The organism is Geomonas limicola (assembly GCF_014193675.1).
In the GTDB taxonomy this organism is placed as follows: domain Bacteria; phylum Desulfobacterota; class Desulfuromonadia; order Geobacterales; family Geobacteraceae; genus Geomonas; species Geomonas limicola.
Window position 1 is genome coordinate 203,309 of record NZ_BLXZ01000008.1, and the last position, 26,517, is coordinate 229,825.

Here is a 26,517-nt window from a genome sequence, read left to right on the forward strand (position 1 = left end):
GAACAAGACAGCGGGGGGTAGTCTTCGCAAGTCCGACACGTTTACCCTTGGTCACCTGCGGGCAGCTTCGAAAAACTCGCAGTTCTCCGTGTGCTTGGTGGCTCCGTGGCAAAAGTGCCTTTAAAATTAAAAAAGCCGTGACGGAAAAGGGTCACGGCTCCGGGGTCGGATGGGACGGAGTGCGCGCCGCTTCCCTACGCCGGATTTACCCGGATCAGGTTCAAAGGGTCTCAGGCGTCGCCTGTCTCAGTTCTCGCGAACTCCCCCAGCTGGCTGACGGATAACGTTAAAGTATACACGTCGTAAAGTCAACAGATTTCAGGTTTTTGCCTTTACAGCGGCACTCAGAAGTGATAGATATCCCCTTAATGATTAACGCCCCGGGGTGAGTTCCGCCCGGGGCGTTTCAACTCCCACTCTCAATGACATGTGGCAGGTACTATGGACAGTCGTCCCACGGTCGCTGAAATAGATCTGGCAGCGCTGCGACACAACTTCGCGGTCATCACCAAGAGTAAGCCCAAAGGGTGCGGCGTGCTCGCCGTGGTCAAGGCCGACGCCTACGGCCACGGCTTCATGGATATCGCCCAGGAGCTGGAATCGCTCGGCGTCACCGCCTTCGGCGTCGCCTTCCTGGCCGAGGGGATCCAGCTCAGGAAAAGCGGCATCGACCGCCCCATCCTGATCCTGGGGGGCATCTACCCCGGTCAGGAACGCAAGTGCGTCGGTTTCAACATCTCCACCGCGGTCTTTGCCCTGGAGCAGGTGCAGGCGCTCAACGACGCGGCGGGGAAGCTCTACCGCAAGGCGAAGATCCACGTGAAGATCGACACCGGCATGGGGCGCCTGGGTATCGTGCACAGCGAGGCGGAGTCGTTCTTCCGGGCCCTGAAGGGGTTCAAGAACATCGAGCTGGAGGGAATCTTCTCCCACTTCGCCTCGGCTGACGAACTCGACGAGGACGGCAAGCTCTACACCCGGCGCCAGGTGGAGTACTTCACGAAGGCCCTGGAACAGGCCAAGGCGGCCGGGTTCGCCCCGGGGTACGTGCACATCGCCAACAGCGCGGCGGCGCTCTCCCTCGAGCTCCCCTTCTGCAACCTGATCCGCCCCGGAATCACCATGTACGGGGTGCTCCCCTCGCCGGATTTCCACGGCATGGCCGAACTAAAGCCGGTGATGCGCCTGAAGAGCGTAGTGGCGATGCTCAAGTGGGTGGAGCCGGGGACCAGTATCAGTTACGGCAGGCGCTACACCGCGCCGGAGAAGCGGCTCATCGCCAGCGTACCCATCGGCTACGCCGACGGCTACAACCGCTCGCTTACCAACAAGGGCGAGGCATTGGTGCGGGGAAAACGGGCGCGGGTGGCGGGGACGGTCTGCATGGACTGGATCATGCTCGACGTGACCGACATCGCCGGGGTGACCGTGGGGGACGAAGTGACCCTCTTGGGGCCGGACCCCCGGGGCGGCTGCATCAGCGCCGAGGAACTCGCCGAGGCTGCCGGCACCATCCCCTACGAGATATTCTGCGGCATCAGCAAGAGGGTGCCGCGTATTTACCTGAGGTAACACGCAGATCGGGCAGACAGAGGTCCGATCAACCAGAGGACGCAAACGCATGACCGAAAAAATCAGGCTCACCCAAATGGTGCAGGCGGCCGGTTGAGCCGCCAAGCTGGGCCCGGCGGGCCTGGAAGAAGCCATTGCCGATTTGACTCGCTCGGATGACCCGAACCTGATCGTGGGGGTGGAGGGTGCCGAGGATGCGGGCGTGTACCGCATTGGGGAGAGCCTCGCCCTGGTGGAGACCACCGACATCATCACCCCCTTGGTGGACGACCCGTTCAACTTCGGCCGCATCGCCGCAGCGAACGCCCTGTCCGACGTCTATGCCATGGGTGGCAAGCCGGTCACCGCCATGAACCTCGCCTTCTTCCCGGCCTGCTCGCTCCCCAACTCGGTCTTGGCCGCCATCCTGGCCGGCGGTTCCGACGCACTCAAGGAGGCGGGGGCCTGCCTGGTGGGTGGCCACACGGTCGAGGACCAGGAGCTGAAGTACGGCCTTGCGGTTACCGGGCTTATCGACCCGGCGCGCCTGGTGCGCAACTCGACCGCCCGTCCCGGCGACCTTCTGGTGCTCACCAAGCCGCTGGGGACCGGCATCGTCTCCACCGCCATCAAGGCGGAGATGATCTCCGAGGCGCTGGAGGCTGAGGCGATCCGCTGGATGACCCAACTGAACGCCGCTGCCGCCGAGCGCATGCTGGCCGCCGGTGCCAGTGCCGCCACCGACGTCACCGGTTTCGGCTTCATCGGGCATGCCTGCGAGATGGCCGTGGGTGCCAACGTCACCTTCAGGATCGAGCTGGACCAGGTTCCCGTCTTCCCTGGCCTCGAGGAGCTGATCCTCGACGGGCTCATCCCGGCCGGCTGCTATAGAAACCGCGACCACTACTCCCACCTCATCTCCGGCGTGGTCGATGACCGGCTCTTGCCGCTTTTCGATCCCCAGACCTCCGGCGGCCTGCTCATCGCCCTGCCGCCCAACGGTGCCAAGGAGTTTTTAGCGTCGAGCGCGGACGCGGGTGCCTTCGCCGCCTGCATCGGCGTTGTGGAGCCTCATGACGGCAGCTTCCTTGACTTCTACTAGCCCCCTCGGGGTCGCCTTCGACCTCGGTACCACCACCATAGCCGCGTCCCTGGTCGATCTGGCCAGCGCTGCGCGCCTTGCCGCAACCTCTTCCCTGAACCCGCAGCGCCCCTGGGGCGCCGATGTCCTCTCCCGCCTCCAGGCGGCCGCCGACCCCACGGTGCTCGCCGCATTGCAGCATTCTCTCGCCACCGAGATGGAGCGCATGGCCGAAGAGTTGCTGGCGCGGGTCGACGCCCAGCCCCGGCAGCTTGCCTGCGTCGCCGTTGCGGGGAACCCCGCCATGGAGCAGATCGCCCTGGGGTTGCCGAGCGCCTCGCTTGCCTATCCCCCGTTTCGTCCCCAGTTCAGCGCCGCCCGGGAAACGACCACCGCAGAGCTCGGCTGGCAGCGCGACCTGCCGGCCTTTCTGTTTCCCCTTCCCAGCGGCTTCGTGGGGGGCGACCTGGTCGCCTTTCTCTACGGGTGCCGCCACAGCGCCCGTCCGGGCACCCTCTACCTCGATCTCGGTACCAATGCCGAGATGGCGCTCTTCGACGGTACGCGCTACCTGGCGACCTCCGCGGCGGCAGGTCCCGCTTTCGAAGGGGGAAACCTGAGCTGCGGCATGGCCGCGCTGCCCGGAGCCATCGCCGGGGTTTCCCTGGAAGGGGAGAGGTTGAAGCTTGCCACCATCGGCGGGGTAGCGGCGCGCGGCATCTGCGGGTCCGGGGTGCTGGAGGCGGTCGCGGCGCTGCTGGAAAACGGCGTTCTTGACCGCACCGGGCGGATTCGGCCTCCCGAGGAGATCGCCTCCAACCTTGCGAACCGCGTGCAGCAGATCGACGGGGGGACGGCTTTTGTGCTGCACCGCGACGCCAAGGCGACGGTCTACCTGACCCAGGAGGATGTCCGTGCCCTGCAGCTTGCCAAGGGGGCGCTCAAGGCGGGGATGGAGATCCTGCTGGCGCGAGCCGGGCTCAGATTCGAGGATCTTGCCGAGGTCGTGTTGACCGGTTCGTTCGGCGCCGTGCTGGCGCCTCAGGTCCTAAAAACCGTTGGAGTTTTCAACGAAAGCATGGTAATAATCTCAGGTTTTATCAGGGAAGGTGCGCTTTTAGGGGTCGAGCGTTTCCTGGTGGAGCCCGAGGGGCGCGGGGAGCTGGAAGCCTTTACCGAGAAGATCAAGGTGCTCCCGTTGTCGGGAACCGCCGCCTTCGAGAAACGCTTCCTCGCCAACCTCGATTTCGACTAGAGGCAGATTTCGCCACGGAGGCACGGAGGTCACGGAGAAAGGCACAAAGAATCTCTGGTGTCTCCTTACACCAAGAGGCAGGAGAACGCCGGGTAGCTGCAAAACCCAAAGACGTAGGGTTTTCCTCTGTGCCCCTCTGGTTTTTCCCTCAGCGTCCTCTGTGCTGAGTCGTAGCCCGTTGGCCGTCTGTTTTCGCTTTTTTCCGTGCGCTCCGTGTCTCGTGGCACCGGCGCTCTTCGATTTTGGTCTACATCATCAGGTATAAAAGGAGCTTTTCATGGCAAAGATTGGTCGTGCGCTCATCAGCGTATCGGAAAAGACCGGGGTGCTGGATTTCGCCCGGGCCCTCTCGGGGTATGGGGTCGAGATCCTCTCCACCGGCGGCACCGCGAAACTTTTGCGCGACGCCGGCGTCCCGGTGAAGGACGTCTCCGAGTTCACCGGGTTCCCCGAGATGCTGGACGGCCGGGTGAAAACGCTGCACCCCAAGGTGCACGGCGGCATCCTCGGCATGCGGGAGAACCCGGCACACGTCGCCAAGATGCAGGAGCACGGCATCGAGCCGATCGACATGGTCGTGGTGAACCTCTACCCGTTCGAGGCGACCGTTGCCAAGGAAGACTGCACCATGGAAGACGCCATCGAGAACATCGATATCGGCGGCCCGACCATGCTGCGCTCCGCCGCCAAGAATAACCGCGACGTCACCGTCATCGTGGACCACGTCGATTACCAGGCGGTGCTCGACGAGATGCAGGCCTCCGGTGGGGCGGTCTCCCGCGAGACCAACTTCCGACTGGCGGTCAAGGTCTACCAGCATACCGCGGCCTACGACGGTGCCATCTCCAACTGGCTCGGCGCGCGTCTCCAGGCGGAGGTAGCCCCCTACCCGCAGACCCTCACCCTGCAGTACCAGTTGGCCCAGGGGATGCGCTACGGCGAGAACCCCCATCAAAAGGGCGCCTTCTACGTCGAGAAGGGGGCCAAGGAGGCCTCCATCTCCACCGCGCGCCAGCTGCAGGGCAAAGAGCTCTCCTATAACAACATCGCCGACACCGATGCGGCGCTCGAGTGCGTGAAGCAGTTCAGCGAGGGACCGGCCTGCGTCATCGTGAAGCACGCCAACCCGTGCGGAGTGGCACTCGGCGAGAATATCCTCGAGGCCTACGAGGCGGCCTACAAGACCGATACCGAGTCCGCCTTCGGCGGCATCATCGCCTTCAATCGCGAGCTGGACGAGATCACCGCCCGCACCATCGTGGATCGCCAGTTTGTCGAGGTGATCATCGCTCCCAAGGTCTCCGAGGCTGCCGGCGAGGTGGTGGCTGCCAAGAAGAACGTACGCCTGCTGGAGTGCGGCTTCTGGCCCGAGACCCCGGCTTCCCGCCTCGATTTCAAGCGCGTCAACGGCGGCATCCTGGTGCAGGACGCGGACCTGGCGCTTTTCGAGCAGCTCAAGGTGGTGACCAAGAGAAGCCCCTCCGACAAGGAGATGGAAGACCTGCTCTTCGCCTGGCGCGTCGCCAAGTTCGTGAAGTCGAACGCCATCGTCTATGCCCGCGGCAACTCCACCGTCGGCGTGGGTGCGGGACAGATGAGCCGGGTCAACTCGGCACGCATCGCCGCCATCAAGGCCGAGCACGCCGGGATCCCGGTCCAGGGTGCCGTGATGGCGTCCGACGCCTTCTTCCCGTTCCGTGACGGTCTGGACAACGCGGCAGCAGCCGGCATCACCGCGGTGATCCAGCCCGGCGGCAGCATGCGTGACGCCGAAGTCATCGCCGCCGCCGACGAGCACAACATCGCCATGGTGCTCACCTCGATGAGGCACTTCAGGCACTAAGAACCAGGGACTGGGGGCCAGGGGGCAGGGACTAGCGAACAGGTGAGAAAACGGAAATTGAACCGTTTCTTCCAGTCCCTAGCCCCCCATCCCTAGCCCCTGCCTTTACAAGGAGAAGTCATGAACATTCTGGTAATTGGCAGCGGCGGCAGGGAGCATGCGTTGGTCTGGAAGATCGCCCAGTCCCCGCTGGTTAAAAAACTGTACTGCGCCCCGGGGAACCCGGGCACCGCGCAGCTCGCCGAGAACGTGAACATCGCGGTGGACGACCTGCCGGCGCTTCTGGCCTTTGCCAAGGAGAAGGGGATCGATCTCACGGTGGTCGGCCCGGAACTCCCGCTCTCGCTGGGGCTGGTCGACCTCTTCGAAGAGAACGGCCTGAAGGCCTTCGGCGCGCGCAAGAACGCGGCACTTATCGAGGCGAGCAAGGCCTTCTCGAAGGACCTGATGCACAAGTACCAGGTGCCGACCGCCGCCTACGGCGTCTTCACCGAGGTGGATAATGCGATCGCCTTCATCGACCAGACCGGGGTGCCCATCGTCATCAAGGCCGACGGCCTGGCGGCGGGTAAAGGGGTCATCATCGCCCAGAACCGCGAAGAAGCGGTGGCCGCAGTCACCGACATGCTCTCCGGCAACGCCTTCGGCTCGGCCGGTTCGCGCGTGGTCATCGAGGAGTTCCTGAAAGGGGAGGAGGCTTCCTTCCTGGCCTTCACCGACGGCAAGAACATCATCCCGCTGGCGAGTGCCCAGGACCACAAGGCGGTCTATGACGGCGACCAGGGGCCCAACACCGGCGGCATGGGTGCCTACTCTCCCGCTCCGGTGGTGACCCCCGCCATCCACGAGAAGGCGATGGCCGAGGTGATGCGGCGCACCGTCGACGGCATGGCGGCCGAGGGGCGCACCTACCGTGGTGTCCTCTACGCCGGCCTCATGATCGACGGGGAGAGCGTGAAGACCCTCGAGTTCAATGCCCGGTTCGGCGACCCCGAGTGCCAACCGCTTTTGATGCGCATGAAGTCCGACATCGTGCCGGTACTTCTCGCGGTCGCCAACGGAGACCTCTCCGGTATCGAGATCGAGTGGCATGACAAGGCGGCGGTCTGCGTGGTGATGGCGGCCGGCGGGTATCCCGGCGACTACAAAAAGGGTGACCGGATTGCCGGTTTGAGCGAGGCTGCCAAGGTCGAGGATCTGGTGGTGTTCCACGCCGGGACCAAGAGCGACCAGGGTGGCGTCCTTACCAACGGCGGCCGGGTCCTGGGCGTAACCGCGCTCGGCGACACCGTACCCGAGGCGATCGAGCGTGCCTACCAGGGTGTGGCGCAGATCTCCTGGCCCGAGGTGCACTACCGCAAAGACATCGGCGCCAAGGCGATCAACCGGTAGACCGAAACCGCCCTTTTTTGCCACGGGGCCGCTTTTGATTTTCAAGGAGTGATAACTATGAGCAATCCACTCGTTCTCATCGTCATGGGCAGCGATTCCGACCTCCCCACCATGGAGGAGACCGCCAAGATCCTCACCGACTTCGGCGTCCCCTTCGAGATGCGCATCTCCTCGGCGCACCGCTCCCCCAAGCGCACGGCGCAGCTCGCCGCCGAGGCATCCGGCCGCGGCGTCCAGTTGATCATCGCCGCAGCCGGCATGGCCGCACACTTAGCCGGGGTGATCGCTGCTGAAACGACCCTGCCGGTCATCGGCGTTCCCATGGGGGGCGGCGCACTCTCCGGCATCGACGCCCTCTACGCCATGGTCCAGATGCCCGGCGGCATTCCGGTCGCCACCATGGCCATCGGCAAGGCCGGTGCCAAGAACGCCGGACTCTTCGCGATCCAGATCCTCGCCCTGCAGCACCCGGACCTCGCCGCCAAGTTCGTCGCCTACCGCGACAAGATGGCCGCCGAGGTGGAACAAAAAGACGCGGCGCTCCAGGCGGCAAAGCCCCACTAAGCGTGCATTTGCGGCCTTTTTGCTTGACAACCCGCACCGGCTTGTATACTTTCCTGCATACCAATTACCTATGGAGGGAAAGCTGATGACCAAAATGATCGCTGCAGTAGCTTTGACGCTCGCATTTGCTGTATCCGCCTTCGCTGCGGATTCCGTGGTGTACCCCGCTAAAAACGGCAACGTGACCTTTAACCACAAGGCACACAGCACCAAAATGGAGTGCAAAGCCTGCCACGAAGGGGCTCCCGCTAAGATCGCCATCGACAAGGACGTGGCTCACAAGCTCTGCAAAGGCTGCCATGCAGACAAGAAAGCCGGCCCGACCAAGTGCGGTGAGTGCCACAAGAAGTAATCCCTGACAGGGGTAAGTAGGAGAAAAGGGATAGCAGCTCAGGCTGTTATCCCTTTTTTGCGTTCTAAGAGAACTCCCCAATTTTTTTTCTTTTGCGCTTATTCGCAATTTGACTATAATGGCAAGCTTGATTCAGCAGTAGCAGCACATAACCTCTTTGGGAGACTGCCTTGACAACAAATAAAAACAGTTTTGCGTATCAGGTGTGGGACTTCTTCTGCTCCTTGAAACTCAGCATCTTCCTCCTCATCGGCCTCGCACTCACCTCGATCATCGGCACCATCGTCATGCAGGGGCCCTCGCGTGAATACCTTGCCACCTTGAGCGAGACCAAGATCCGCATCTACTCGACCTTGGGCTTCTTCGACATGTACCACTCCTGGTGGTTCATCCTGCTCCTCTACATGCTCACCCTGAACCTGATCTGCTGCTCCATCAAGCGGCTCCCCCGCGTCTGGAAGACCGTGTTCGAACCGGTGCTGGTACTGGACGAGCGCTTCGAGAAGTCGCTTTCCGCGGTAAAGGAACTGAAAATCTCGGGAACCAAGGACCAGCTCAAGGACAAGATGGCCGAGTTCCTCAAGTCCGAGTTCGCCAGCGCGACCGTCACCGAAAAGGACGGCGAGTACCACCTGTACGCGGAGAAGTCCCGGCTCTCCCGGCTGGGGGTCTACGTGGTGCACTTCTCCATCATCATCGTCTTCATCGGCGCGCTGGTCGGCTCCTTCTTCGGCTACAAAGGGTACGTGAACATCCCCGAGGGTGGGAGCATCGGCGAGGTGCAGACCCGCAGCGGCAAGATGGTCAACCTGGGCTTCAACGTGCGCTGCGAGAAGTTCACGGTCACCTTCTACGACACCGGGGCCCCGAAGGAGTTCAAGAGCATCCTGACTGTCCTGGAGAACGGCCAGCCGGTGCCGGGGTACGTGAACATCCCCACCATCGTGAACGAGCCGCTTACCTACAAAGGGATCACCTTCTACCAGTCGAGCTACGGCCCGTCCGACGAGGGTGCCACCTACCACATCTCGGTGCGTGACCGCAAAGGTGGTGCACCCATCAAGCTGACCGCCCGCCAGGGCGAGCGCCTGGCACTCCCCGGCGGTGCCTTCCTCTCCATCATGGAAGCTACCGCTGACGTACGTCCCTTCATGAAAGATTTCGACGGCCCCGGCGCCCAGGTCGAGTTCACCCCGGCCGGCGGGAAGCCCCAGCCTTTCGTGATCCTCAGTGAAAAGTACGAGGCCTTCAACTCCCAGCACGGCGGGGACCTGATCATCACCATGGACGGCATGGACCAGAAGTTCTTCACCGGTCTGCAGGTCGCCAAGGACCCGGGTGTCTGGGTGGTCTGGCTCGGCTGCTTCCTGATGGTGGTGGGCATCATCATGGCCTTCTTCATGTCGCATAAACGCATCTGGGCGCGGGTCTCCGACGGCGCGGTGACTCTGGCCGGTTCCGCCAGCAAGAACCCCACTGGCTTCGAACTGACCTTCGACGAACTGGTCCAGAAGCTTAAATGATAAGTCTCCGGGGGGTTTGTCCCCCTTCAACTGTCAACTGACTACACCGGAGGGTACTAACGTATGTCCAGTTCCATGTTGTTCAACATCACCATGGTCACCTACATGGTTTCGACCTGCATATTCTTCGCCTTCCTGGCTTCCAAGACCAAGGCGGTCGGTCTGGCCGGCACCTACGCCGCGCTCTTTGGCTTCGTGGTACAGACCGCGGCCATCGCGATGCGCTGGAAGGAGTCCTACGACCAGGGGCACGGCCACGCGCCGCTTTCCAACCTGTACGAGTCGGTGGTCTTCTTCTCCTGGACCATCATCCTCATCTTCATGATCATCGACTTCAGGTACAAGTACCGCGCAGTGGGCGCCTTCGTGGTCCCCTTCGCGCTCTTCGGCATGGCCTGGGCGCAGCTCGGCCTGGATAGCGGCATCGAGCCGCTGGTGCCGGCCCTGCAGAGTAACTGGCTCATGTACCACGTGATCACCTGCTTCCTGGGTTACGCCGCCTTCGCGGTCGCCTGCGGCATCTCGATCATGTACCTGATCCGCGACAAAATGGAGGGTGGCAGTTCTGCTCAGGCGGGCGGCATCCTCTCCATGTTCCCGGCCATCAAGGTGCTGGACGACCTCAACTACAAGGCGATCATGATCGGCTTCCCGCTTCTGACCCTGGGGATCGTGACCGGCGCTGCCTGGGCCAACTACGCCTGGGGCACCTACTGGAGCTGGGACCCGAAAGAGACCTGGTCGCTCATCGTCTGGTTCGTCTACGCGGCCTTCCTGCACGCCCGCATCACCCGCGGCTGGGTTGGGCGTCGTGCCGCCATCCTCTCGGTGATCGGCTTTGCTGCGACTATCTTCTGCTATCTCGGGGTTAACCTGTTCCTGTCCGGTCTGCACAGCTACGGTAAGTAGTCTTGCCAGAGGGGCCGTTTGACACCATGCAAAAGTCCCGCACCGCACATTGGGTAGCAGCCTTACTTTTCCTCGCCGTAAGCTTCGTCCCGGCCTTGGCCGGGGCGGAGCCTTTCAAATGCAGCGCCTGCCATCGCGGTCTCGGTGAGGGGAAAGTGGCCCACCGGCCGGTAGCCGACGGCGAGTGCCTGAAGTGTCACAAGCAGTTTTCCGACGACCACCCGCTGGACAAGGGGAGCATGGGATTCATCGTCCAGAAGGACAAGCTCTGCCTGCAGTGTCACAGCACCCTCCTGAAAAGTGACAAGCCGATGCTGCACAAGCCGGTGGCCGAAGGGAAGTGCTACGATTGCCACCTGCCGCACGCCTCGGAGAACAAGGCCCTTTTGAAGGACGCCGTGCCGCAGCTCTGCTTCCGCTGCCATCCCAAGGAACAATTCACCGGTGCCAGCCACGGCCATCCTCCGGTTGCCAAGGGCGAATGCCTCTCCTGTCACGACGCCCACCAGTCCGGGGTGCGCTCGCTTTTGAAAAAACCGGGTTCCCAGCTCTGCTTCAGTTGCCACGATCCGAAGCTTGCCGTCGGGAAGTCGGTGCACAAACCGGTGGCCAGCGGCGACTGCGCCAGCTGTCATGCGGTGCACGGCTCGTCCTACCGGAAAATCCTGAAGGCCGACCTGCCGACTACCCTGTACCGTCCCTTTTCCGAAGACGCCTTCCCGCTCTGCTTTACCTGCCACAAGCCCGCACTGGTCTCGGAGAGCGTCACCGACAAGGCGACCAATTTCCGCAACGGAACCCGCAACCTGCATGCGGTCCACGTCAACAGTCCCGGCAAGGGGCGTTCCTGCCGGATGTGCCACAGCCCGCACGCCTCACAGCAGGACCGGTTGATTTACCCCAAGGCGCCCGGTTTCGGAACCTGGGAGATCCCGATCCGCTTCAACACGACGCCAAGCGGAGGCGGCTGTTCGGTGGGGTGCCATCGCACCTTTCGGTACGACCGCGTCAAGGCCGTGGAGAACTAGCGGAGGGCCGCCGACGGCGCATCCGTTCCATTCCCGATGAATTTTCCCAAGGTCTCCATCATCATACCCCGCAAGCCGGGAGGCGACGTCCGGGCCCTGGCCGGGCTCACGCGGGTAAGTTACCCCCCGGAGCGTTTCGAGGTCCTGGTGGCCTACGGCTGTCTGCCGAGCGCGCAGCGCAACCAGGCGGCCCAAAGGGCTGGTGGGGAGATCCTGTTTTTTCTCGATGACGATTCCCAGGTGGATCCCGGTTTCCTGGAACGGGCGGTGGCGCACTACGAGGATCCCCGGGTGGCCGGGGTGGGTGGGCCCTCGCTTACGCCGGCGACCGATACACCGCTGCAGAGAGCTATCGGGACCGCATTCGGCTCGGTGGTGGGGGCCGGCGGGGTGCGTAACCGCTACCGCAAGGCGGGCCAGGCGCGCCTGAGCAGCGACAGCGAGCTGATCCTGTGCAACCTGAGTTTCCGGCGCGAGGTCTACCTGGCGCAGGGCGGCTTGGACGAGCGGCTCTACCCTAACGAAGAGAACGAGTTGATGGACCGGCTGCAGCACGCCGGGCACCACCTCGTGCACGACCCGGAACTCGCCGTTCAGCGCAGCCAGCGGGCCACCTTCCGCGCCTACCTGAGGCAGATGTTCGGCTACGGGCGCGGGCGGGGCGAGCAGACCGTGGTCGCCGGGAAGCTGAAAGCCACCTCGTTGGCTCCGGTGTTTCTGCTGCTCTACCTGCTGCTCATCCCCTTCGGGACCCTTGAGTTTGCCTTTCCGTTTCTGTGCTACCTGGCGCTCATGGGGGCGGCGAGCTTGGCGGGGAGCTGGAGTGGGCGCGACTGGCGGCTTTTCCCGTGGCTTTTGCTGGTCTATCCCGCCCTGCACCTGGTGTACGGGGCAGGCATGCTGGCGGGGCTTACGCGCCCGCGTTTCAGGCGACAGGTCTGCGACGCAAGCGGCATCGAAGTCAGGTGCGTGAAGGGCTTTGAAGAAAAGCTTTAGGGCATTATTTCCGATTTTATTCGCTGCAGAATGGAGTGTCGTGTGGATCTCAGTATCGTAGTGCCCATTTACAACGAAGAGGACAACATCCCCGTCCTGTGCGCCCGGATTTCCGAGGCGCTTGCCGACACCCGGCTCGAGTATGAACTCATCCTGGTGGATGACGGCTCCTCCGACAATTCCTATGCCGGGCTGAAGCTCGCCGCCAGTAGCGATCCGCGCGTCAAGGTGGTGAAGCTGCGCCGCAACTTCGGACAGACCGCCGCCATGGCCGCCGGCTTCGACAACGCAAAAGGCCGCGTCGTGATCCCCATGGACGGCGACCTGCAGAACGACCCCCTGGACATCCCGCTCTTGCTCGCGCGCATCGACGAGGGGTACGACGTGGTCTCGGGCTGGCGCAAGGACCGCAAGGACACCTTCATCAATCGCCGGCTCCCCTCGATCCTGGCCAACGGCTTCATCTCGCGCATGACGGGGGTGCACCTGCACGACTACGGCTGCACCCTGAAGGCCTACCGCCGCGAGGTGCTCGAGGACGTGAACCTCTACGGTGAGATGCACCGCTTCGTGCCTGCGCTGGCCCACCAGGTCGGCGCCCGGGTCACCGAGATGCCGGTGCGGCACCACGAGAGGCTGCACGGCGTCAGCAAGTACGGCATCTCGCGCACCATGAAGGTGATCCTCGACCTGATGACGGTCAAGTTCCTGCTCTCCTACTCCACCAAGCCGATCCAGCTCTTCGGCCGCTGGGGGATCTACACCCTTTTTGCCGGTTTCCTGACCGGCGGGGCGACCCTCTACATGAAGTTCTTCGAGCAGATGAACATGAACCGCAACCCGCTCTTGATCCTCACCGCCTTTCTGCTCTTCATGGGGATCCAGTTCATCGTGCTGGGGCTTTTGGCGGAGCTCTCCGCCCGTACCTACTACGAGGCCCAGGGCAAGCCTATCTACAACATCAAGGAAAAGATAAACCTTGGCTGAGCCGCTGAGAGTCCTGGTGCTGGCGCCCACCCCCTTCTTCGCCGACCGGGGCTGCCACGTGCGCATCTTCGAGGAGGCGCGCGCCGTCATCCCCTTCGGTGTCGAGTTGTGCCTGGTGACCTACCCCATCGGACGTGACCTCCCCGGATTCCCCATCTTCCGGATCCCTCGGATTCCCTGGTACGGCAAGCTCGAGGCCGGCCCTTCCTGGCACAAGCCCTATCTCGACCTCCTGCTCCTTTACAAGGCCTGGCGGGTTGCCCGCCGCTTCAAGCCGCAGCTCATCCACGCCCACCTGCACGAAGGTGCCTTCATCGGCGCCTTGTTGAAACCGCTTTTGGGTGTCCCGATGGTGTTCGACTGCCAGGGGAGCCTGACCGGCGAGATCACCGACCACGGCTTCGTGAGGGAAGGGTCGCTTTTACAGAACTGCTTCGCGCTCTTGGAGCGCTGGATCAACCGCCGCTCCGACTTCATCGTCGCGAGCGCCGGCCCGACAGTCGACGTGCTGGTAAAGGAGGGGGTGCCAACCGGGAAAGTGCAGGCACTCATCGACGGCGTGGATACCGAGGTGTTCGCCCCGGCACCCCGCGAGGCGGTGGCTGCGCTGAAAGAGCGCCTGGGGTTGCCGTCCCGGCGGCCGGTGGTCGGCTTTCTGGGGCTTTTGAACAGCTACCAGGGTGTCGACCTGCTCCTGGAGGCCGCGGCACTTTTGAAACAGCAGGGAGCGAACCTGCACTTCCTCATCATGGGTTTTCCCGAGGGGAACTATCCCCAGAAGGCCGAGGCGTTGGGAGTTGCCGACCAGGTGACCTTCACCGGGAAGATCCCTTACGACCAGGCGCCCCTCTATCTGAGCGTGGCCGATGTCGCGGTTTCCCCGAAGATCTCGCTTACCGAGGCCAATGGCAAGCTGTTCAACTACCTGGCCTGCGGGCTTCCCTGCGTGGTGTTCGACACGCCGGTGAACCGGGAGATCCTGGGAGATACGGCGCTGTACGCAAAATTCGGGGATGTCGCCGAGCTTGCCTATGCCATCGGAAGGCTCGCCGGCGATCGTGAGCTGCGCGAGGAGTTGGCTACGGAGGGACGGGAGAGGGCCGTGGAGGCGCATTCCTGGCAGGCACGTGGCAAGACCCTGGTCGACATCTACCGGAAACTGCTTGAGGTGGGGTAGCCAGGGAGCCACGGAGAACCCCGGAGAAAACCAAGAGAGCAGAGTGTCAGCCTGACATCAGCCAGTTTGAGAACAAATCTCTTCTTTCATTTTTTCAGCAGCGCTGACTTGAAGTTAATCAGCACCCCCCACACGAATCGCTCAAGTGCCAGCAACAGAGCCTCGAAGATCGGGGCGTAACGCCTTTCTCCGTGTACTCCGTGTCTCCGTGGCAAAACCAGGTTTTGTATTGTCAAAAGTTCGCATTTCCTGTATGTTCGCCGGATGAACAAAGAAGAAGAAAAGGTCCTCGATACCTATCGTTCCTTCCTGCTCCTCTCTGAGATCTCGGGTTCGGATCAGCTCTCGCAGCGCGAGCTCTCCCGGCGCCTGGGGATCGCCCTCGGCCTGGTCAACTCGTACCTCAAGAACCTGGTCGCCAAGGGTTTTGTCCGTGTCACCAGCTTCCCCAAAAACCGCTACGCCTACCTCCTCACTCCGTCCGGCTTCGCCGAGAAGAGCCGCCTCGCCTACCAGCACTTAAGCTACTTCACCGGGCTCTACACCGTGGCGCGCCAGGATTACCTGAAGCTCTTCCGCAAACTCGCGTCGGACGGGATCAAGGGGGTTGCCTTCTGCGGCATCGACGAGGTGGCGGAGATCGCCTACCTTTCGCTCACGGAAGTGGGGCTGGAACTGGAGCTCGCGATGGATACCGGCAACTCGGGACGCAAGTTCATGGGGCGCCAGGTGGTGACGCCGGCCATAGGTCTGCTCTCCGGCAACCACCGGATCGTGATCACCTCGCTCAAGCGGGGAGATGCACTGAAGGAGGAATTGCTAAGACTCGGTGCGGACCCGGAGACGATCTTCTGGACCACGGGGCCCGGCAAAACAAGGGGAGCGGCTAAACAGTAGAAATCTTCTGTCTGAGTCGACAACGGTTGGTCCGGAAAACACCCTTGCAATCGGGGTGTTGAGCAAGAAGATCGACGACGTCGAGGAACGACTTGGCAAAGAATTGATTCCGTAGCTGCGGATCTGTCGGCACACCGTGCTGATACCGAGATACATCCCGGGGTCTACCGCATAAAGGAAACTGAAGAGAAGTACCCGAAGTAGGCTTACATCCCAGACTCCAAGCTGCGAGGTTTCGATGGAAACGGATCGTGTCGAAGTTCTGCTGGAAAACCTGAAAGGGAGGCTGGAAACGCTCCTGGAGGATTACGCTGCACTCAATGAAAGAATCGATTCTCGCTTCGTCGCGGTGCCTGTGAAACAGAGCCGCGATGAGCAGATTTAGTGGTATCGGAGGAGACTAGATGAAGGTTGTCATTCTGGCAGGCGGTTTCGGAACCAGGATCAGCGAGGAGTCCCACCTCAAGCCCAAGCCGATGATCGAGGTGGGCGGCCGGCCGATCCTGTGGCACATCATGAAGATCTATTCCCACTACGGGTTCAACGACTTCGTAATCTGCCTGGGCTACAAGGGGTACGCCATCAAGGAGTACTTCGCCCACTACTTCCTGCACGAGTCGGACGTGACGTTCGACTTCCGCAACGCGAACCAGCGCATCATCCACCAGCACACCGCGGAGCCCTGGCAGGTAACGCTCGTGGATACCGGTGCCGAGACCATGACCGGCGGCCGGGTGAAACGGGTGGCGGAGTACCTGGACGGTGAGCCGTTCATGCTTACCTACGGCGACGGCGTCGGGAACATCAATATCCCGGAACTGGTCGCATTTCACAAGTCGCACGGCAAGCTGGCCACCCTGACCACCACCCAGCCCTCGGGGAAGTTCGGCGCCCTCGGCATCCAGGAGGGGGACCAGGTGACGAGTTTTCTGGAGAAACCGCGCGGCGACGGGGCCTGGATCAACGCCGGCTTCTTCGTGCTGCAACCCGAGGTGCTCGACCTGATCTCCGACGACGCGACCGTCTTTGAAAAACAACCGCTGGAGTCGCTCGCCACGAGCGGTGAGCTCATGGCATTCAAGCACCACGATTTCTGGCAACCGATGGACACCCTGAGGGACAAGAACAACCTGGAGGAGCTCTGGAAGAACGGCAAGGCTCCTTGGAAGATGTGGTAACCGATGGATCACGCAGCTGAATCGATGCGTGCCTTCTGGCACGGAAAAAGAGTTTTCCTCACCGGGCACACCGGCTTCAAAGGGGCCTGGCTCTCGCTGTGGCTGCACACGCTGGGAGCGCAGGTAACCGGCTACGCGCTGGAGCCCCCCACCAACCCGAGCCTCTTCGAGCTGGCCGGCGTGGACCGACTGGTTCACTCGGTGATTGCCGACGTGCGCGACCTGGAACGCCTGAAAAACGAACTGGCCGAGGCCCGGCCCGAGATCGTGATCCACATGGCGGCCCAGCCCCTGGTGCGCGACTCGTACAAGATCCCCGTCGACACCTATGCGATCAACGTGATGGGGACGGTGCATCTCCTGGAAGCGGTGCGCGCCTGCCCGTCGGTACGGGCCGTGGTGAACGTGACGACCGACAAGGTCTACGAAAACCGCGAGTGGGCCTGGGGGTATCGCGAGAACGAACCGATGGGGGGGTACGATCCCTACTCGAACTCCAAGGGGTGCTCCGAGCTGGTGACCGCAAGCTACCGCTCCTCGTACTTCAACCCCGCCCGCTACCAGGAACACCGGGTGGCGGTCGCGACGGCACGCGCCGGCAACGTGATCGGCGGCGGCGACTGGGCGGGCGACCGGCTGATCCCCGACTGCATCAGGGCGATCCTGGCCGGCGAGGCGGTGCAGATTCGCAACCCGCACGCCATCCGTCCCTGGCAGCACGTGCTCGAGCCGTTGTCGGGGTACCTTACCCTGGCACAACGCCTCTACGAGGAGGGGGTGCGTTTCGCCACCGGGTACAATTTCGGCCCCGCTGAGGAGGACGCCCGTCCGGTTGGCTGGATCGTCGAGAAACTCTGTGCCGGCTGGGGCTGGGGAGCCGGCTACCGGATCGATGACGGCGAGCACCCGCACGAGGCGCACTACTTAAAGCTCGACTGCTCCAAGGCGCGCCTGGAACTGGGCTGGACCCCGCGCTGGCCGCTGGCCCGCACCCTGGAGAGCATCGTCGCCTGGACCAAGGCCTACCGCGACGGCGCTGACCTGCGTGAGGTCTGCCTCAACCAGATAGCCGAGTACGAGGCCAGCTGAAGGGTAAAGACTCAGGGGCTAGGGACTGGGGACTAGGGACTAGGGCTGGCAATCTCATTGGTTTGATCAGTTCCATTGTCCCACTCGACGCCCCCCCTGGGTCCGCGCCACTGCCCTAGAAAAATACGGAGGACCCAACGTGCACGACCCGAAAGAACAAGAAAAACAGCTCCGCGAGGCCGCCATCAAGGCCGCCGTGGATTACTACAACTTCAGGCACAAACCCGAACACCCCTTTACTCCCGGCAAGCGCATCTCCTACGGCGGCCGCGTTTTCGACGAGCGCGAGGTTGCCAACCTGATCGACTCCTCGCTCGACTTCTGGCTCACCACCGGACGCTACGCAGAGAAGTTCGAGAAGGAGTTCGCCGAGTTCCTCGGCGTGCAGCACGCCTCACTGGTCAACTCCGGTTCCTCGGCGAACCTGCTGGCCTTCATGGCGCTCACCTCGCCGAAGCTGGGCGAACGGCGCATCAGGCGCGGCGACGAGGTGATCACGGTCGCCGCCGGCTTCCCGACCACCGTCGCCCCCATCATCCAGTACGGCGCCATACCGGTGTTCGTGGACGTGGCGCTGCCCACCTACAACGTGGACGTCACCCTCCTGGAAGCGGCGCGCTCGGCAAAGACCAAGGCGGTCATGCTGGCGCACACCCTGGGTAACCCCTTCGACCTCGCCGCCGTCCAAGCCTTCTGCGATAAACACGGCCTCTGGCTCATCGAGGACAACTGCGACGCGCTCGGTTCGCGCTACTTCCACCAGGGGGCCTGGCACTACACCGGTACCCTGGGCGACCTCGGGACCTCGAGCTTCTACCCGCCGCACCACATGACCATGGGGGAGGGGGGCGCGGTCTACACCAACGACACCACCTTGAAGCGCCTGGTGGAATCGTTCCGTGACTGGGGGCGCGACTGCTGGTGCCCCTCGGGGCGCGACAACACCTGCGGCAACCGCTTCACCCAGCGCTTCGGGGAGCTCCCTTACGGCTACGACCACAAGTACGTCTACTCGCACTTCGGCTACAACCTGAAGGTGACCGACATGCAGGCGGCCATCGGCTGCGCGCAGCTCGAGAAGCTCTCCGGTTTCGTGGCGGCGCGCCGGGCCAACTGGCAGTTCCTGCGCGACGGGCTGAACGACCTTGCCGACCGCTTCGTGCTCCCCGAGCCGACCGAAAACAGCGAGCCCAGCTGGTTCGGCTTCCTGTTGACCGTGCGTAAGGATGCGGGCTTTAGCCGCGAGGACGTGGTGAACCACCTGGAAAGGAAGGGAATCCAGACCCGCATGCTCTTCGCCGGCAACCTGATCAAGCACCCCTGCTTCGACGAGATGCGTGCATCGGGCGAAGGGTTCCGCGTGGTGGGCGAGCTCAAGGAGACCGAGCGGATCATGAACGACACCTTCTGGATCGGCGTCTACCCGGGGATGAAACCCGAGATGCTCGAGTACATGGTGGCAACCATCCACGACTTCGTGGGGTAAGCTGCCAGGAGCCTCGCAGAGGGGAGGCTCGGAAAACATTCAACACTTCGATAAGGAGTTTCCAGCATGAGGATGCGAGTAGCGGACTATATCGTGGATCGGCTGTACCAGGCGGGCGCCGAACACGCGTTCCTGATTACGGGCGGGATGATCATGACCCTCACCGACGCCCTGCTTGTCCACGGCAAACAGCAGTACGTCTGCTGCCACCACGAGCAGGCTGCCGCCATGGCCGCCGACGCCTACGGCCGCTACACCAACAAGCTGGGCGTTGCCTATGTCACCGCTGGCCCGGCCGCCCTCAATACCCTGACGGGGGTGGTGGGGGCCTACGTCGACCGCTCGCCGTGCATCGTGGTGGCGGGTCAGTCCAAGGTTTCCCAGGCCACGGTCACCGAGCCGCGCCAGTTTGCCCTGCAGGGTTTCAACACGCTGCCCATCTTCGAGCAGGTCACCAAGTACGCGGTGATGCTGGACCGGGTGGACAAGGTGAAGTACGAGGTCGAGAAGTGCATCCACATTGCCATGTCGCACCCTGTGGGCCCGGTCTGGATCGAGTGCCCCATCGACATCCAGGCTGCCTCCTTCGATCCGGACGACTACCCGGGCTTTACCCCCGAACCTTCCGTGCCTGACGACGCAGTGCTGGACGCCCTGGTCGACCAGGTGGCCGAGGCGTTGCGCTCGAGCCGCCGCCCCTTCCTGCTCCTGGGGGCCGGGGTCCGCCTGGCCGGTGCGGTGGATGCCGCCCGTGATTTCGCGACCGCCACCAACATTCCGGTGCTGACGAGCCGCCTGGGGATGGACCTCCTGGAGTACGACCATCCGCTCTACGTCGGCCATCCCGGTACCTACGGCGACCGCCCGGCAAACTTCACGGTCCAGAACGCGGACCTGATGATCAACATCGGATGTCGTCTGGGCGTGGGGCTCGTCGGCTACGACTACCAGGACTTCGCACCGCACGCGAAAAAGGTGATCGTGGACGTGGACCCCGAAGAGCTGCGTAAGCCCTCCATCGTCCCGGATATCCCCGTGCTGGCCGACGCCGCCTGTTTTCTGGAGCGGTTGACCCGCAAGCTTGCGGGCTTCAAGCACCAAAATCAGGCCTGGGTGGACCAGACCCAGAGCTGGAAGCGCAATTACCCGGTGGACCTCCCCGAGTACCTCAAGGAGAAGGAGGGGATCAACTCCTACCACTTCATGACGGCCTTCTCGGAGAAGATGGAGGAGGGGGACCTGTTCCTCCTGGATACCGGCTCCTGTTTCCACGTGCACGCCCAGGCCTTCCGGATGAAGCGGGGGCAGCGCCACATCATCACCGGCGGCCTCTCCACCATGGGCTACATGCCCGGCGCCATCGGTGTCGCTGCGGCCAGCGCAGGCCGCGACGTCTACTGCGTAACCGGCGACGGGTCGCTGCAGATGAACCTGCAGGAACTGCAGACCATCGTGCACAACAAGTTTCCGGTGAAGCTCATGGTGCTCAACAACAACGGGTACCTCTTGATCCGCCACTCCCAGGGGAACTTCATGGAGGGGCGTCTGATCGGCGAGAGCCCGGCCACCGGGGTGAGTTTCCCCGACCTCAAGAAGATCGCCAAGGCCTACGGCATCAGCTATGTCAAGATCTCGCGCCTGAGCGAGCTCTCGGCCAAGCTGGACCAGGTGAAAGAACTCACCGGCCCGGTCATCTGCGAAATCATCACCCCCTCGAAACAGCTCTTGGTCCCGAGGGTGGCCTCCAAGAAGCTTGACGACGGCACCATGGTCTCCATGCCCTACGACGACATGTTCCCCTTCCTGCCCCGGGACGAGTACCAGAAGAACCGCGTTTTTGACAAGCTGTAACCTCGGTGTTTCAGGCACCGGAAGGAGCACTATGGAAAAGGTCAAAGTAGCCATACTGGGTAGTGGAAACATCGGTACCGATCTGCTCATCAAGATCTTGAGGTCCGAGTACCTCGAGTGCAGCCTGTTCATCGGTCGCAACCTCTCCTCGCGCGGCATGTCCAAGGCGGTCAGCCTCGGGGTCAAGGTCTCGGACCAGGGGATCGACGCCATCGTCAAGGACCCGAAGTGCTGTGAAATAGTTTTCGACTGCACCTCTGCGATGAGCCACGAAAAGCACGCCCCGATCTTCAAGGAGTTGGGGATTGTCGCCATCGACCTCACCCCCGCAAAGCTCGGCCCCTTCTGCATCCCGGCCATCAACCTCGAGGACACCATCGGGGAAATGAACGTGAACATGATCACCTGCGGCGGCCAGGCTTCCATACCGCTTGCCTGGGTGATCGGCCAGACCCAGAAAAACGTCGAGTACGTCGAGGTGGTTTCCACCATCTCCTCCAAGAGCGCCGGCCCCGCCACGCGCCTCAACCTGGACGAGTACATCGAGACCACCGAGAAGGGGGTCCAGATGTACTCCGGCTGCCCGAAAACCAAGGCGATCCTGAACCTGAACCCGGCGGAGCCCTGCATCGACATGCAGACCACCGTCTACGCCAAGGTTCCCAAGCCGGACATGAAGGCCCTCCACAAGGGGGTGGAGGAGATGATCGCCAAGATCCGGCGCTACGTGCCGAGCTACGACCTGGTGGTCCCGCCGACCTACGAGAATGACCGCATCATCATGACCATTCGCGTCAGGGGGCTGGGGGATTTCCTCCCCACCTACGCGGGGAACCTGGACATCATCAACTGCGCGGCCATAGCCGTCGCGGAGGAGTTTGCCAAGTCGCTGGCGGCCCAAAGGGGGTAATCCATGAAGAACGTGATCATCAGTGACGCAACGCTGCGTGACGGCTCCCATGCCATCGCGCACCAGCTCACCAAGGAGAACATCGCGGAGTACGCCAAGGCGGCGGATAAGGCGGGCATTCCCATCGTCGAGGTGGGACATGGCAACGGGCTGGGCGCCTCCTCGGTGCAGGTGGGCTTAAGCCTGTTGTCGGACGTCGAGATGCTGGAGACCGCCCGGGAGAACCTGACGCGTTCCAAGCTCGGCATCCACGTGATCCCCGGCTTCGCCACGGTCCGCAAGGATCTGGAGGTTGCCTTCAAACTGGGGGTGGACGTGGTGCGCGTCGCTTCGCACTGCACCGAGGCCGACGTCACCGAACGCCACATCTCGGCGACCCGCGAGCATGGCAAGGAAGCCTACGGCGTCCTCATGATGAGCCACATGGCGTCCAAGGAAGTGCTCCTCGACGAGGGGCTCAAGATGCAGTCCTACGGTGCCGAGGCGCTCATCATCATGGACTCGGCGGGTGCTTACCTGCCGGACGACGTGGAGGACCGCATCAGCCACCTGGTGGCGAACCTGAACATCCCGGTCGGCTTCCACGCCCACAACAACCTGGGGATGGGAATCGCCAACTCGCTGACCGCCCTGAAGGCCGGGGCTCAGCTTTTGGACGGAGCGGCTCGCGGCTTCGGTGCCGGCGCCGGCAACGCGCAGCTCGAGGTGCTGGTAGCCGTGCTGGAGAAGATGGGGTACCACACCGGCATCGAGCTCTACCCGCTTCTGGACGCTGCAGACCTGGTCGAGAAGAAGATCATGAAGGTGGTCCCCAGTATCTCCAGCTCGAGCCTGGTGAGCGGTCTCGCCGGTGTGTTCTCGGCATTCTCGAAGCACGTGGCGGCGGCTGCGAAGGAGTACGGGGTGGACCCGCGCGACATCTTCTTCGAACTGGGGAGGCGGCGCGTGGTTGGCGGGCAGGAAGACAAGATCGTCGAGGTTGCCATGGAACTGCGCGACGGCAAGGTGAGAGGTGCACATGCAGAATAAAATCGCGATGCTCAGATCTGATTGTGCCGAGGTGCTGGCTTCCCAGGTGGAGCGGCTCGCCCCGCTGAAAAACCAGCTGGTCTACGTGACGGGGGGGACCGGGTTCGTCGGGACCTGGCTGGCCGAAATGGTCTCGTACCTCAACGACGACCACGGCTTCGGCACCAGGCTCATCCTCGCAGCACGCGACCTGGATGCCTTCCGGGCCAAGGCGCCGCACCTGGCGGCACGCGCCGATCTGGAGCTGGTCAGCCAGGACGTGCGCTACCTGCGCGAGCTTCCCGAAGGGGTTAACTATCTTGTGCATGCCGCGGCCACCCCGGACAACCGGCAGCACGCCTCCGATCCGATCGGTTCCATGGAAACCATCACCCGCGGTACGGCAAACCTCCTGGACGCCGCCATGAAGCTCCCGGATCTGAAGAAGATCCTGAACCTCAGCTCCGGGCAGATCTACGGGCGCCAGCGCATCGACGAGGCGCGCATACCGGAGACCCGCCCGGGGACCCTGAGCTGCGATAGCATCATGTCCGTCTATCCCGAGGCGAAGCGCTACGCCGAGACCCTGTGCTGCGCCTACTGGAGCCTCTACAAGATCCCGGTGGTGACTGCGCGTCCCTTCGCCTTCATGGGGCCGTACCAGGGACTGGACAAGCCGTGGGCCATCAACAACTTCTTCCGCGACGCCCTGAAGGATGCGACCATCCGCATCATCGGCAACGGACTGCCGGAACGCAGCTACCTCTACCCGAGCGACATGGCGGCCTGGCTTCTGGCCATCCTGGTCGACGGTACTCCCGGCCACGCCTACAATGTCGGCAGCCCGACCGGCGTAACCCTCGGCGACCTCGCGGAGAAGATCAAGCGCTACGCCCAGTCTTCCTCCATCATCGAAATCAGGCGGATGAACGATGACCGTTCGCGGTTCATCCCGGACGATACCCAGTGCCGCAAGACGCTGGGGCTTCAGGTGACGGTGGGGATTGACGAGGCCCTGCAGCGTTCGGTGCGCTGGCTCAAGACCATCGCCTAGCGTGCGGATGCTCTCCCTGCGGCTGTCGGGGTGAGGTCGATCGAGCGGTAGTACCACGACATGGAACGAAGCATGACAAAGCCTAACCACAGGATCGCCATCCTCGGGGCCACCAGCCACATCGCCAAAGGTCTTATCGTTGGCCTGGCTGCTGCCGGGCACCGGCTCACCCTTTTTGCCCGCTCCCCCGAGCGGGTACGGGGCTTCCTGGTTCTCGCCGGTATCACACAGCAGGTGCCGGTGCTGCCCATCGAAGGCTTTTGCGAGGGTTCCTACGACGTTGTCATCAACTGTGTCGGTATCGGCGATCCGGGAAAGCTGCGCGAGAAGATGTCCAGCATCTTCCGGGTTACCGAGCATTTCGACAACCTGGTGCTCGACTACCAGGGACGCCATCCTGCCACCCTCTACCTGAACCTGAGTAGCGGAGCAGCCTACGGCCAGGATTTCTACGAGCCGGTGCGCGAGGATTCCCGCGCCTGCTTCGACATCAACCATCTTGGCATGGGCGACTACTACGGAATGGCCAAAGCCTGCTCGGAGGCCAAGCATCGGGCACTTTCCGGACGGCCCATCGTCGATTTGCGGGTCTTTGGCTACTTCAGCCGGTTCATCGACCTGGAGACCAAGTACCTGATGTGCGAGGTGGTAACCTGCCTGAAGCGCGGCGAGGTGTTCGTGACGGGGAGCGGCAACATCATGCGGGATTATGTGCATCCCGACGATCTGGTTGCCCTGGTTGAGTGCTGCCTGGAACATCCGGAGTTGAACGAGGCGTTCGATGTTTACAGCCTGAAGCCCGTGGCAAAGTTCGAGATCCTGGACAGCTTCACCACGCGCTTCGGCCTCAAGGTTCGCATCGAGGGAGATGTCGCCCACGTAGCACCGACCGGAAACAAGGATAATTACTACTCCGTTAACCGCCGGGCGGCACGAATAGGCTACCAGCCGAAATACAGCTCCATCGATTCCTTGCTGGTAGAAACGGAAGTGTTGCTGAAATAACGATATTTTTGTCGAGATGTTGCTTATCACGTCTGCGATAACGAAGATGGGCTCGGCAATTAACGACATCGCTGAAGAAATAACGATATTTTTGTAGCGATGTTACTTATCGCGTCTGCGATAACGAAAATGGTCTCGGCGATTAACGACATGGCGGAAGAAATAACGATATTTTTGTCGGGATGTTACTTATCGCGTCTGCGATAACGAAAATGGTCTCGGCGATTAACGACATGGCGGAAGAAATAACGATATTTTTGTCGGGATGTTGCTTGTCGCGTCAGCGATAACGAAGATGGTCTCGGCGATTAACGACATCGCGGAAGCAATAACGATATTTTTGTCGGGATGTTGCTTATCGCGTCTGCGATAACGAAAATGGTCTCGGCGATTAACGACATCGCGGAAGCAATAACGATATTTTTGTCGGGATGTTGCTTATCGCGTCTGCGATAACGAAAATGGTCTCGGCAATTAACGACATCGTGAAAGAAATAACGATATCTTTTCACGGAAACTCGCGTATTCCGCAGTCTCTGCACAGTCAGTTCCCTCAAGAGAGAGATGTCAGGCTCATGAAAAGGTCAACGGTTTAAGAAGGAGAAGTTGAGTGAGCGTTTTGAAGTCTTTTGCCAAGATGATCCCCTATCCCTGGCGCAAAGGGATCTTGGACCTGGTTCGACCCGAGCGTCCCGGTATCGGACCGGTACTCCGCGGCATGGATCGAAACTTACGTACGGTGTTCGACATCGGTGCGAATGTGGGCGATATTTCATCGCTTATGCTGTACTACTTCCCTCAGGCTACGGTCTACTCCTTCGAGCCCTGCACCTCTACCTACGACACCTTGGTCCGAAATATTGCAAGGACGGGCCTGGCCGAACGCTCGCGGACCTTCAAGCTCGGGTTCTTCGATGAAGAAAAGCAGGCCGACCTGCATATCACCTCCTTTCACGGCGCCAACTCGATGCTGGAAATCACCGAAGAGTACCGTGCCCTGCACCCGCACATAAGCAAAATCGACACGGAACAGATCTCCCTGGTCCGCTTGGACGATTTCGTCAACGCCAACGGAATCGAGCATATCGACCTGATAAAGATAGATGTGGAGGGGGTGGAGCAGCAGATCCTCAAAGGAGGAGCCGCTACCCTCTCTTCCAAAGTTGACACGGTGATCATGGAAATGTCGTTCCTGCGGAATCCGCGCAATTCTGGAGAATATCTCCGACTGTTCCAGATCATGCACGATTACGGCTTCGCTCCGGCAAGAATTTACGATCTCGAGCATGCTTCTGTGCAGGCTGATTGGCCGCTGGGGCAGTTTGACTGCGTCTTTAAAAAGTTCTGATACCTCCTTTCACGGCAGTAGCGGAGAACAACC

General features: G+C 62.0%; 24 protein-coding genes and 1 riboswitch. All 24 genes read left to right on the forward strand.

Annotated features, from left to right (window positions below; all coding sequences use genetic code 11):
* Positions 1-174: 174 nt before the first annotated feature.
* Positions 175-277: riboswitch (TPP riboswitch) on the reverse strand.
* 164 nt (positions 278-441) lie between these two features.
* On the forward strand, positions 442-1,572 hold the full coding sequence (alr, locus tag H7688_RS18530) for an alanine racemase (RefSeq protein ID WP_183362700.1): 1,131 nt from the start codon (positions 442-444) through the stop codon (positions 1,570-1,572).
* Positions 1,573-1,621: 49 nt separating this feature from the next.
* Positions 1,622-2,653, forward strand: a complete 1,032-nt coding sequence (gene selD / locus H7688_RS18535) for a selenide, water dikinase SelD (RefSeq protein ID WP_183362701.1) — start codon at positions 1,622-1,624, stop codon at positions 2,651-2,653.
* Entirely contained in the window at positions 2,640-3,887 is a 1,248-nt protein-coding gene (locus H7688_RS18540; protein WP_183362702.1) for an ASKHA domain-containing protein, read from the forward strand. Before selD ends, H7688_RS18540 begins: the two co-directional genes overlap by 14 nt.
* Before the next feature lie 277 nt (positions 3,888-4,164).
* On the forward strand, positions 4,165-5,730 hold the full coding sequence (gene purH / locus H7688_RS18545; protein WP_183362703.1) for a bifunctional phosphoribosylaminoimidazolecarboxamide formyltransferase/IMP cyclohydrolase: 1,566 nt from the start codon (positions 4,165-4,167) through the stop codon (positions 5,728-5,730).
* A 120-nt stretch (positions 5,731-5,850) separates the two neighbouring features.
* A complete protein-coding gene (purD, locus tag H7688_RS18550; RefSeq protein WP_183362704.1) occupies positions 5,851-7,122 on the forward strand; it encodes a phosphoribosylamine--glycine ligase in 1,272 nt (423 codons plus the stop codon).
* 57 nt (positions 7,123-7,179) lie between these two features.
* On the forward strand, positions 7,180-7,686 hold the full coding sequence (purE, locus tag H7688_RS18555) for a 5-(carboxyamino)imidazole ribonucleotide mutase (protein WP_183362705.1): 507 nt from the start codon (positions 7,180-7,182) through the stop codon (positions 7,684-7,686).
* Positions 7,687-7,771: 85 nt separating this feature from the next.
* Positions 7,772-8,038: a cytochrome c3 family protein gene (locus H7688_RS18560; RefSeq protein WP_183362706.1), complete on the forward strand. Its 267-nt coding sequence runs from the start codon at positions 7,772-7,774 to the stop codon at positions 8,036-8,038.
* Between the two features lie 170 nt (positions 8,039-8,208).
* A complete protein-coding gene (gene resB, locus H7688_RS18565) occupies positions 8,209-9,561 on the forward strand; it encodes a cytochrome c biogenesis protein ResB (protein ID WP_183362707.1) in 1,353 nt (450 codons plus the stop codon).
* A 63-nt stretch (positions 9,562-9,624) separates the two neighbouring features.
* A complete protein-coding gene (ccsB, locus tag H7688_RS18570) occupies positions 9,625-10,470 on the forward strand; it encodes a c-type cytochrome biogenesis protein CcsB (protein WP_183362708.1) in 846 nt (281 codons plus the stop codon).
* A 26-nt stretch (positions 10,471-10,496) separates the two neighbouring features.
* The gene (locus tag H7688_RS18575) at positions 10,497-11,498 is read left to right on the forward strand and encodes a cytochrome c3 family protein (RefSeq protein WP_183362709.1); all 1,002 of its coding nucleotides are present in this window, start codon (positions 10,497-10,499) and stop codon (positions 11,496-11,498) included.
* Positions 11,499-11,534: 36 nt separating this feature from the next.
* Positions 11,535-12,494 carry a glycosyltransferase family 2 protein gene (locus H7688_RS18580; protein ID WP_183362710.1) on the forward strand — a complete coding sequence of 320 codons (960 nt, stop codon included), beginning with the start codon at positions 11,535-11,537 and terminating at the stop codon, positions 12,492-12,494.
* A 42-nt stretch (positions 12,495-12,536) separates the two neighbouring features.
* Complete coding sequence (locus H7688_RS18585; protein ID WP_183362711.1) at positions 12,537-13,481, forward strand: glycosyltransferase family 2 protein; 945 nt, start codon at positions 12,537-12,539, stop codon at positions 13,479-13,481.
* Positions 13,474-14,658 carry a glycosyltransferase family 4 protein gene (locus tag H7688_RS18590; RefSeq protein WP_183362712.1) on the forward strand — a complete coding sequence of 395 codons (1,185 nt, stop codon included), beginning with the start codon at positions 13,474-13,476 and terminating at the stop codon, positions 14,656-14,658. The genes H7688_RS18585 and H7688_RS18590 overlap by 8 nt, the downstream gene beginning before the upstream one ends.
* A 264-nt stretch (positions 14,659-14,922) precedes the next feature.
* The gene (locus H7688_RS18595; RefSeq protein ID WP_183362713.1) at positions 14,923-15,555 is read left to right on the forward strand and encodes a winged helix-turn-helix transcriptional regulator; all 633 of its coding nucleotides are present in this window, start codon (positions 14,923-14,925) and stop codon (positions 15,553-15,555) included.
* Between the two features lie 238 nt (positions 15,556-15,793).
* A complete protein-coding gene (locus tag H7688_RS18600; RefSeq protein WP_183362714.1) occupies positions 15,794-15,940 on the forward strand; it encodes a hypothetical protein in 147 nt (48 codons plus the stop codon).
* A gap of 19 nt (positions 15,941-15,959) precedes the next feature.
* A complete protein-coding gene (gene rfbF / locus H7688_RS18605; RefSeq protein WP_183362715.1) occupies positions 15,960-16,733 on the forward strand; it encodes a glucose-1-phosphate cytidylyltransferase in 774 nt (257 codons plus the stop codon).
* A gap of 3 nt (positions 16,734-16,736) precedes the next feature.
* Positions 16,737-17,822 (forward strand): CDP-glucose 4,6-dehydratase, encoded by a 1,086-nt coding sequence (gene rfbG / locus H7688_RS18610; RefSeq protein ID WP_246329881.1) that lies wholly within the window; start codon positions 16,737-16,739, stop codon positions 17,820-17,822.
* Positions 17,823-17,961: 139 nt separating this feature from the next.
* Positions 17,962-19,308, forward strand: coding sequence for a lipopolysaccharide biosynthesis protein RfbH (gene rfbH / locus H7688_RS18615; protein ID WP_183362716.1), 1,347 nt, complete (start codon positions 17,962-17,964; stop codon positions 19,306-19,308).
* Between the two features lie 66 nt (positions 19,309-19,374).
* Entirely contained in the window at positions 19,375-21,159 is a 1,785-nt protein-coding gene (locus H7688_RS18620; RefSeq protein WP_183362717.1) for a thiamine pyrophosphate-binding protein, read from the forward strand.
* A 31-nt stretch (positions 21,160-21,190) separates the two neighbouring features.
* A complete protein-coding gene (locus tag H7688_RS18625; protein ID WP_183362718.1) occupies positions 21,191-22,069 on the forward strand; it encodes an acetaldehyde dehydrogenase (acetylating) in 879 nt (292 codons plus the stop codon).
* 3 nt (positions 22,070-22,072) lie between these two features.
* Entirely contained in the window at positions 22,073-23,098 is a 1,026-nt protein-coding gene (gene dmpG, locus H7688_RS18630; protein ID WP_183362719.1) for a 4-hydroxy-2-oxovalerate aldolase, read from the forward strand.
* 7 nt (positions 23,099-23,105) lie between these two features.
* Positions 23,106-24,131: an NAD-dependent epimerase/dehydratase family protein gene (locus tag H7688_RS18635; protein ID WP_183362720.1), complete on the forward strand. Its 1,026-nt coding sequence runs from the start codon at positions 23,106-23,108 to the stop codon at positions 24,129-24,131.
* Positions 24,132-24,203: 72 nt separating this feature from the next.
* Positions 24,204-25,136: an NAD-dependent epimerase/dehydratase family protein gene (locus H7688_RS18640; RefSeq protein WP_183362721.1), complete on the forward strand. Its 933-nt coding sequence runs from the start codon at positions 24,204-24,206 to the stop codon at positions 25,134-25,136.
* Between the two features lie 610 nt (positions 25,137-25,746).
* Positions 25,747-26,484: an FkbM family methyltransferase gene (locus tag H7688_RS18645; protein WP_183362722.1), complete on the forward strand. Its 738-nt coding sequence runs from the start codon at positions 25,747-25,749 to the stop codon at positions 26,482-26,484.
* Positions 26,485-26,517: the final 33 nt, after the last annotated feature.

Coding starts and splice junctions, on each gene's coding strand:
- H7688_RS18600 (WP_183362714.1), top strand. CDS start 15,794: ATGGAAACGGATCGTGTCGAAGTTCTGCTGGAAAACCTGAAAGGGAGG.
- H7688_RS18620 (WP_183362717.1), top strand. CDS start 19,375: ATGAGGATGCGAGTAGCGGACTATATCGTGGATCGGCTGTACCAGGCG.
- rfbF (WP_183362715.1), top strand. CDS start 15,960: ATGAAGGTTGTCATTCTGGCAGGCGGTTTCGGAACCAGGATCAGCGAG.
- purH (WP_183362703.1), top strand. CDS start 4,165: ATGGCAAAGATTGGTCGTGCGCTCATCAGCGTATCGGAAAAGACCGGG.
- ccsB (WP_183362708.1), top strand. CDS start 9,625: ATGTCCAGTTCCATGTTGTTCAACATCACCATGGTCACCTACATGGTT.
- H7688_RS18580 (WP_183362710.1), top strand. CDS start 11,535: ATGAATTTTCCCAAGGTCTCCATCATCATACCCCGCAAGCCGGGAGGC.
- H7688_RS18625 (WP_183362718.1), top strand. CDS start 21,191: ATGGAAAAGGTCAAAGTAGCCATACTGGGTAGTGGAAACATCGGTACC.
- H7688_RS18575 (WP_183362709.1), top strand. CDS start 10,497: ATGCAAAAGTCCCGCACCGCACATTGGGTAGCAGCCTTACTTTTCCTC.
- H7688_RS18640 (WP_183362721.1), top strand. CDS start 24,204: ATGACAAAGCCTAACCACAGGATCGCCATCCTCGGGGCCACCAGCCAC.
- alr (WP_183362700.1), top strand. CDS start 442: ATGGACAGTCGTCCCACGGTCGCTGAAATAGATCTGGCAGCGCTGCGA.
- H7688_RS18635 (WP_183362720.1), top strand. CDS start 23,106: ATGCTCAGATCTGATTGTGCCGAGGTGCTGGCTTCCCAGGTGGAGCGG.
- dmpG (WP_183362719.1), top strand. CDS start 22,073: ATGAAGAACGTGATCATCAGTGACGCAACGCTGCGTGACGGCTCCCAT.
- H7688_RS18595 (WP_183362713.1), top strand. CDS start 14,923: ATGAACAAAGAAGAAGAAAAGGTCCTCGATACCTATCGTTCCTTCCTG.
- purE (WP_183362705.1), top strand. CDS start 7,180: ATGAGCAATCCACTCGTTCTCATCGTCATGGGCAGCGATTCCGACCTC.
- rfbG (WP_246329881.1), top strand. CDS start 16,737: ATGGATCACGCAGCTGAATCGATGCGTGCCTTCTGGCACGGAAAAAGA.
- purD (WP_183362704.1), top strand. CDS start 5,851: ATGAACATTCTGGTAATTGGCAGCGGCGGCAGGGAGCATGCGTTGGTC.
- H7688_RS18560 (WP_183362706.1), top strand. CDS start 7,772: ATGACCAAAATGATCGCTGCAGTAGCTTTGACGCTCGCATTTGCTGTA.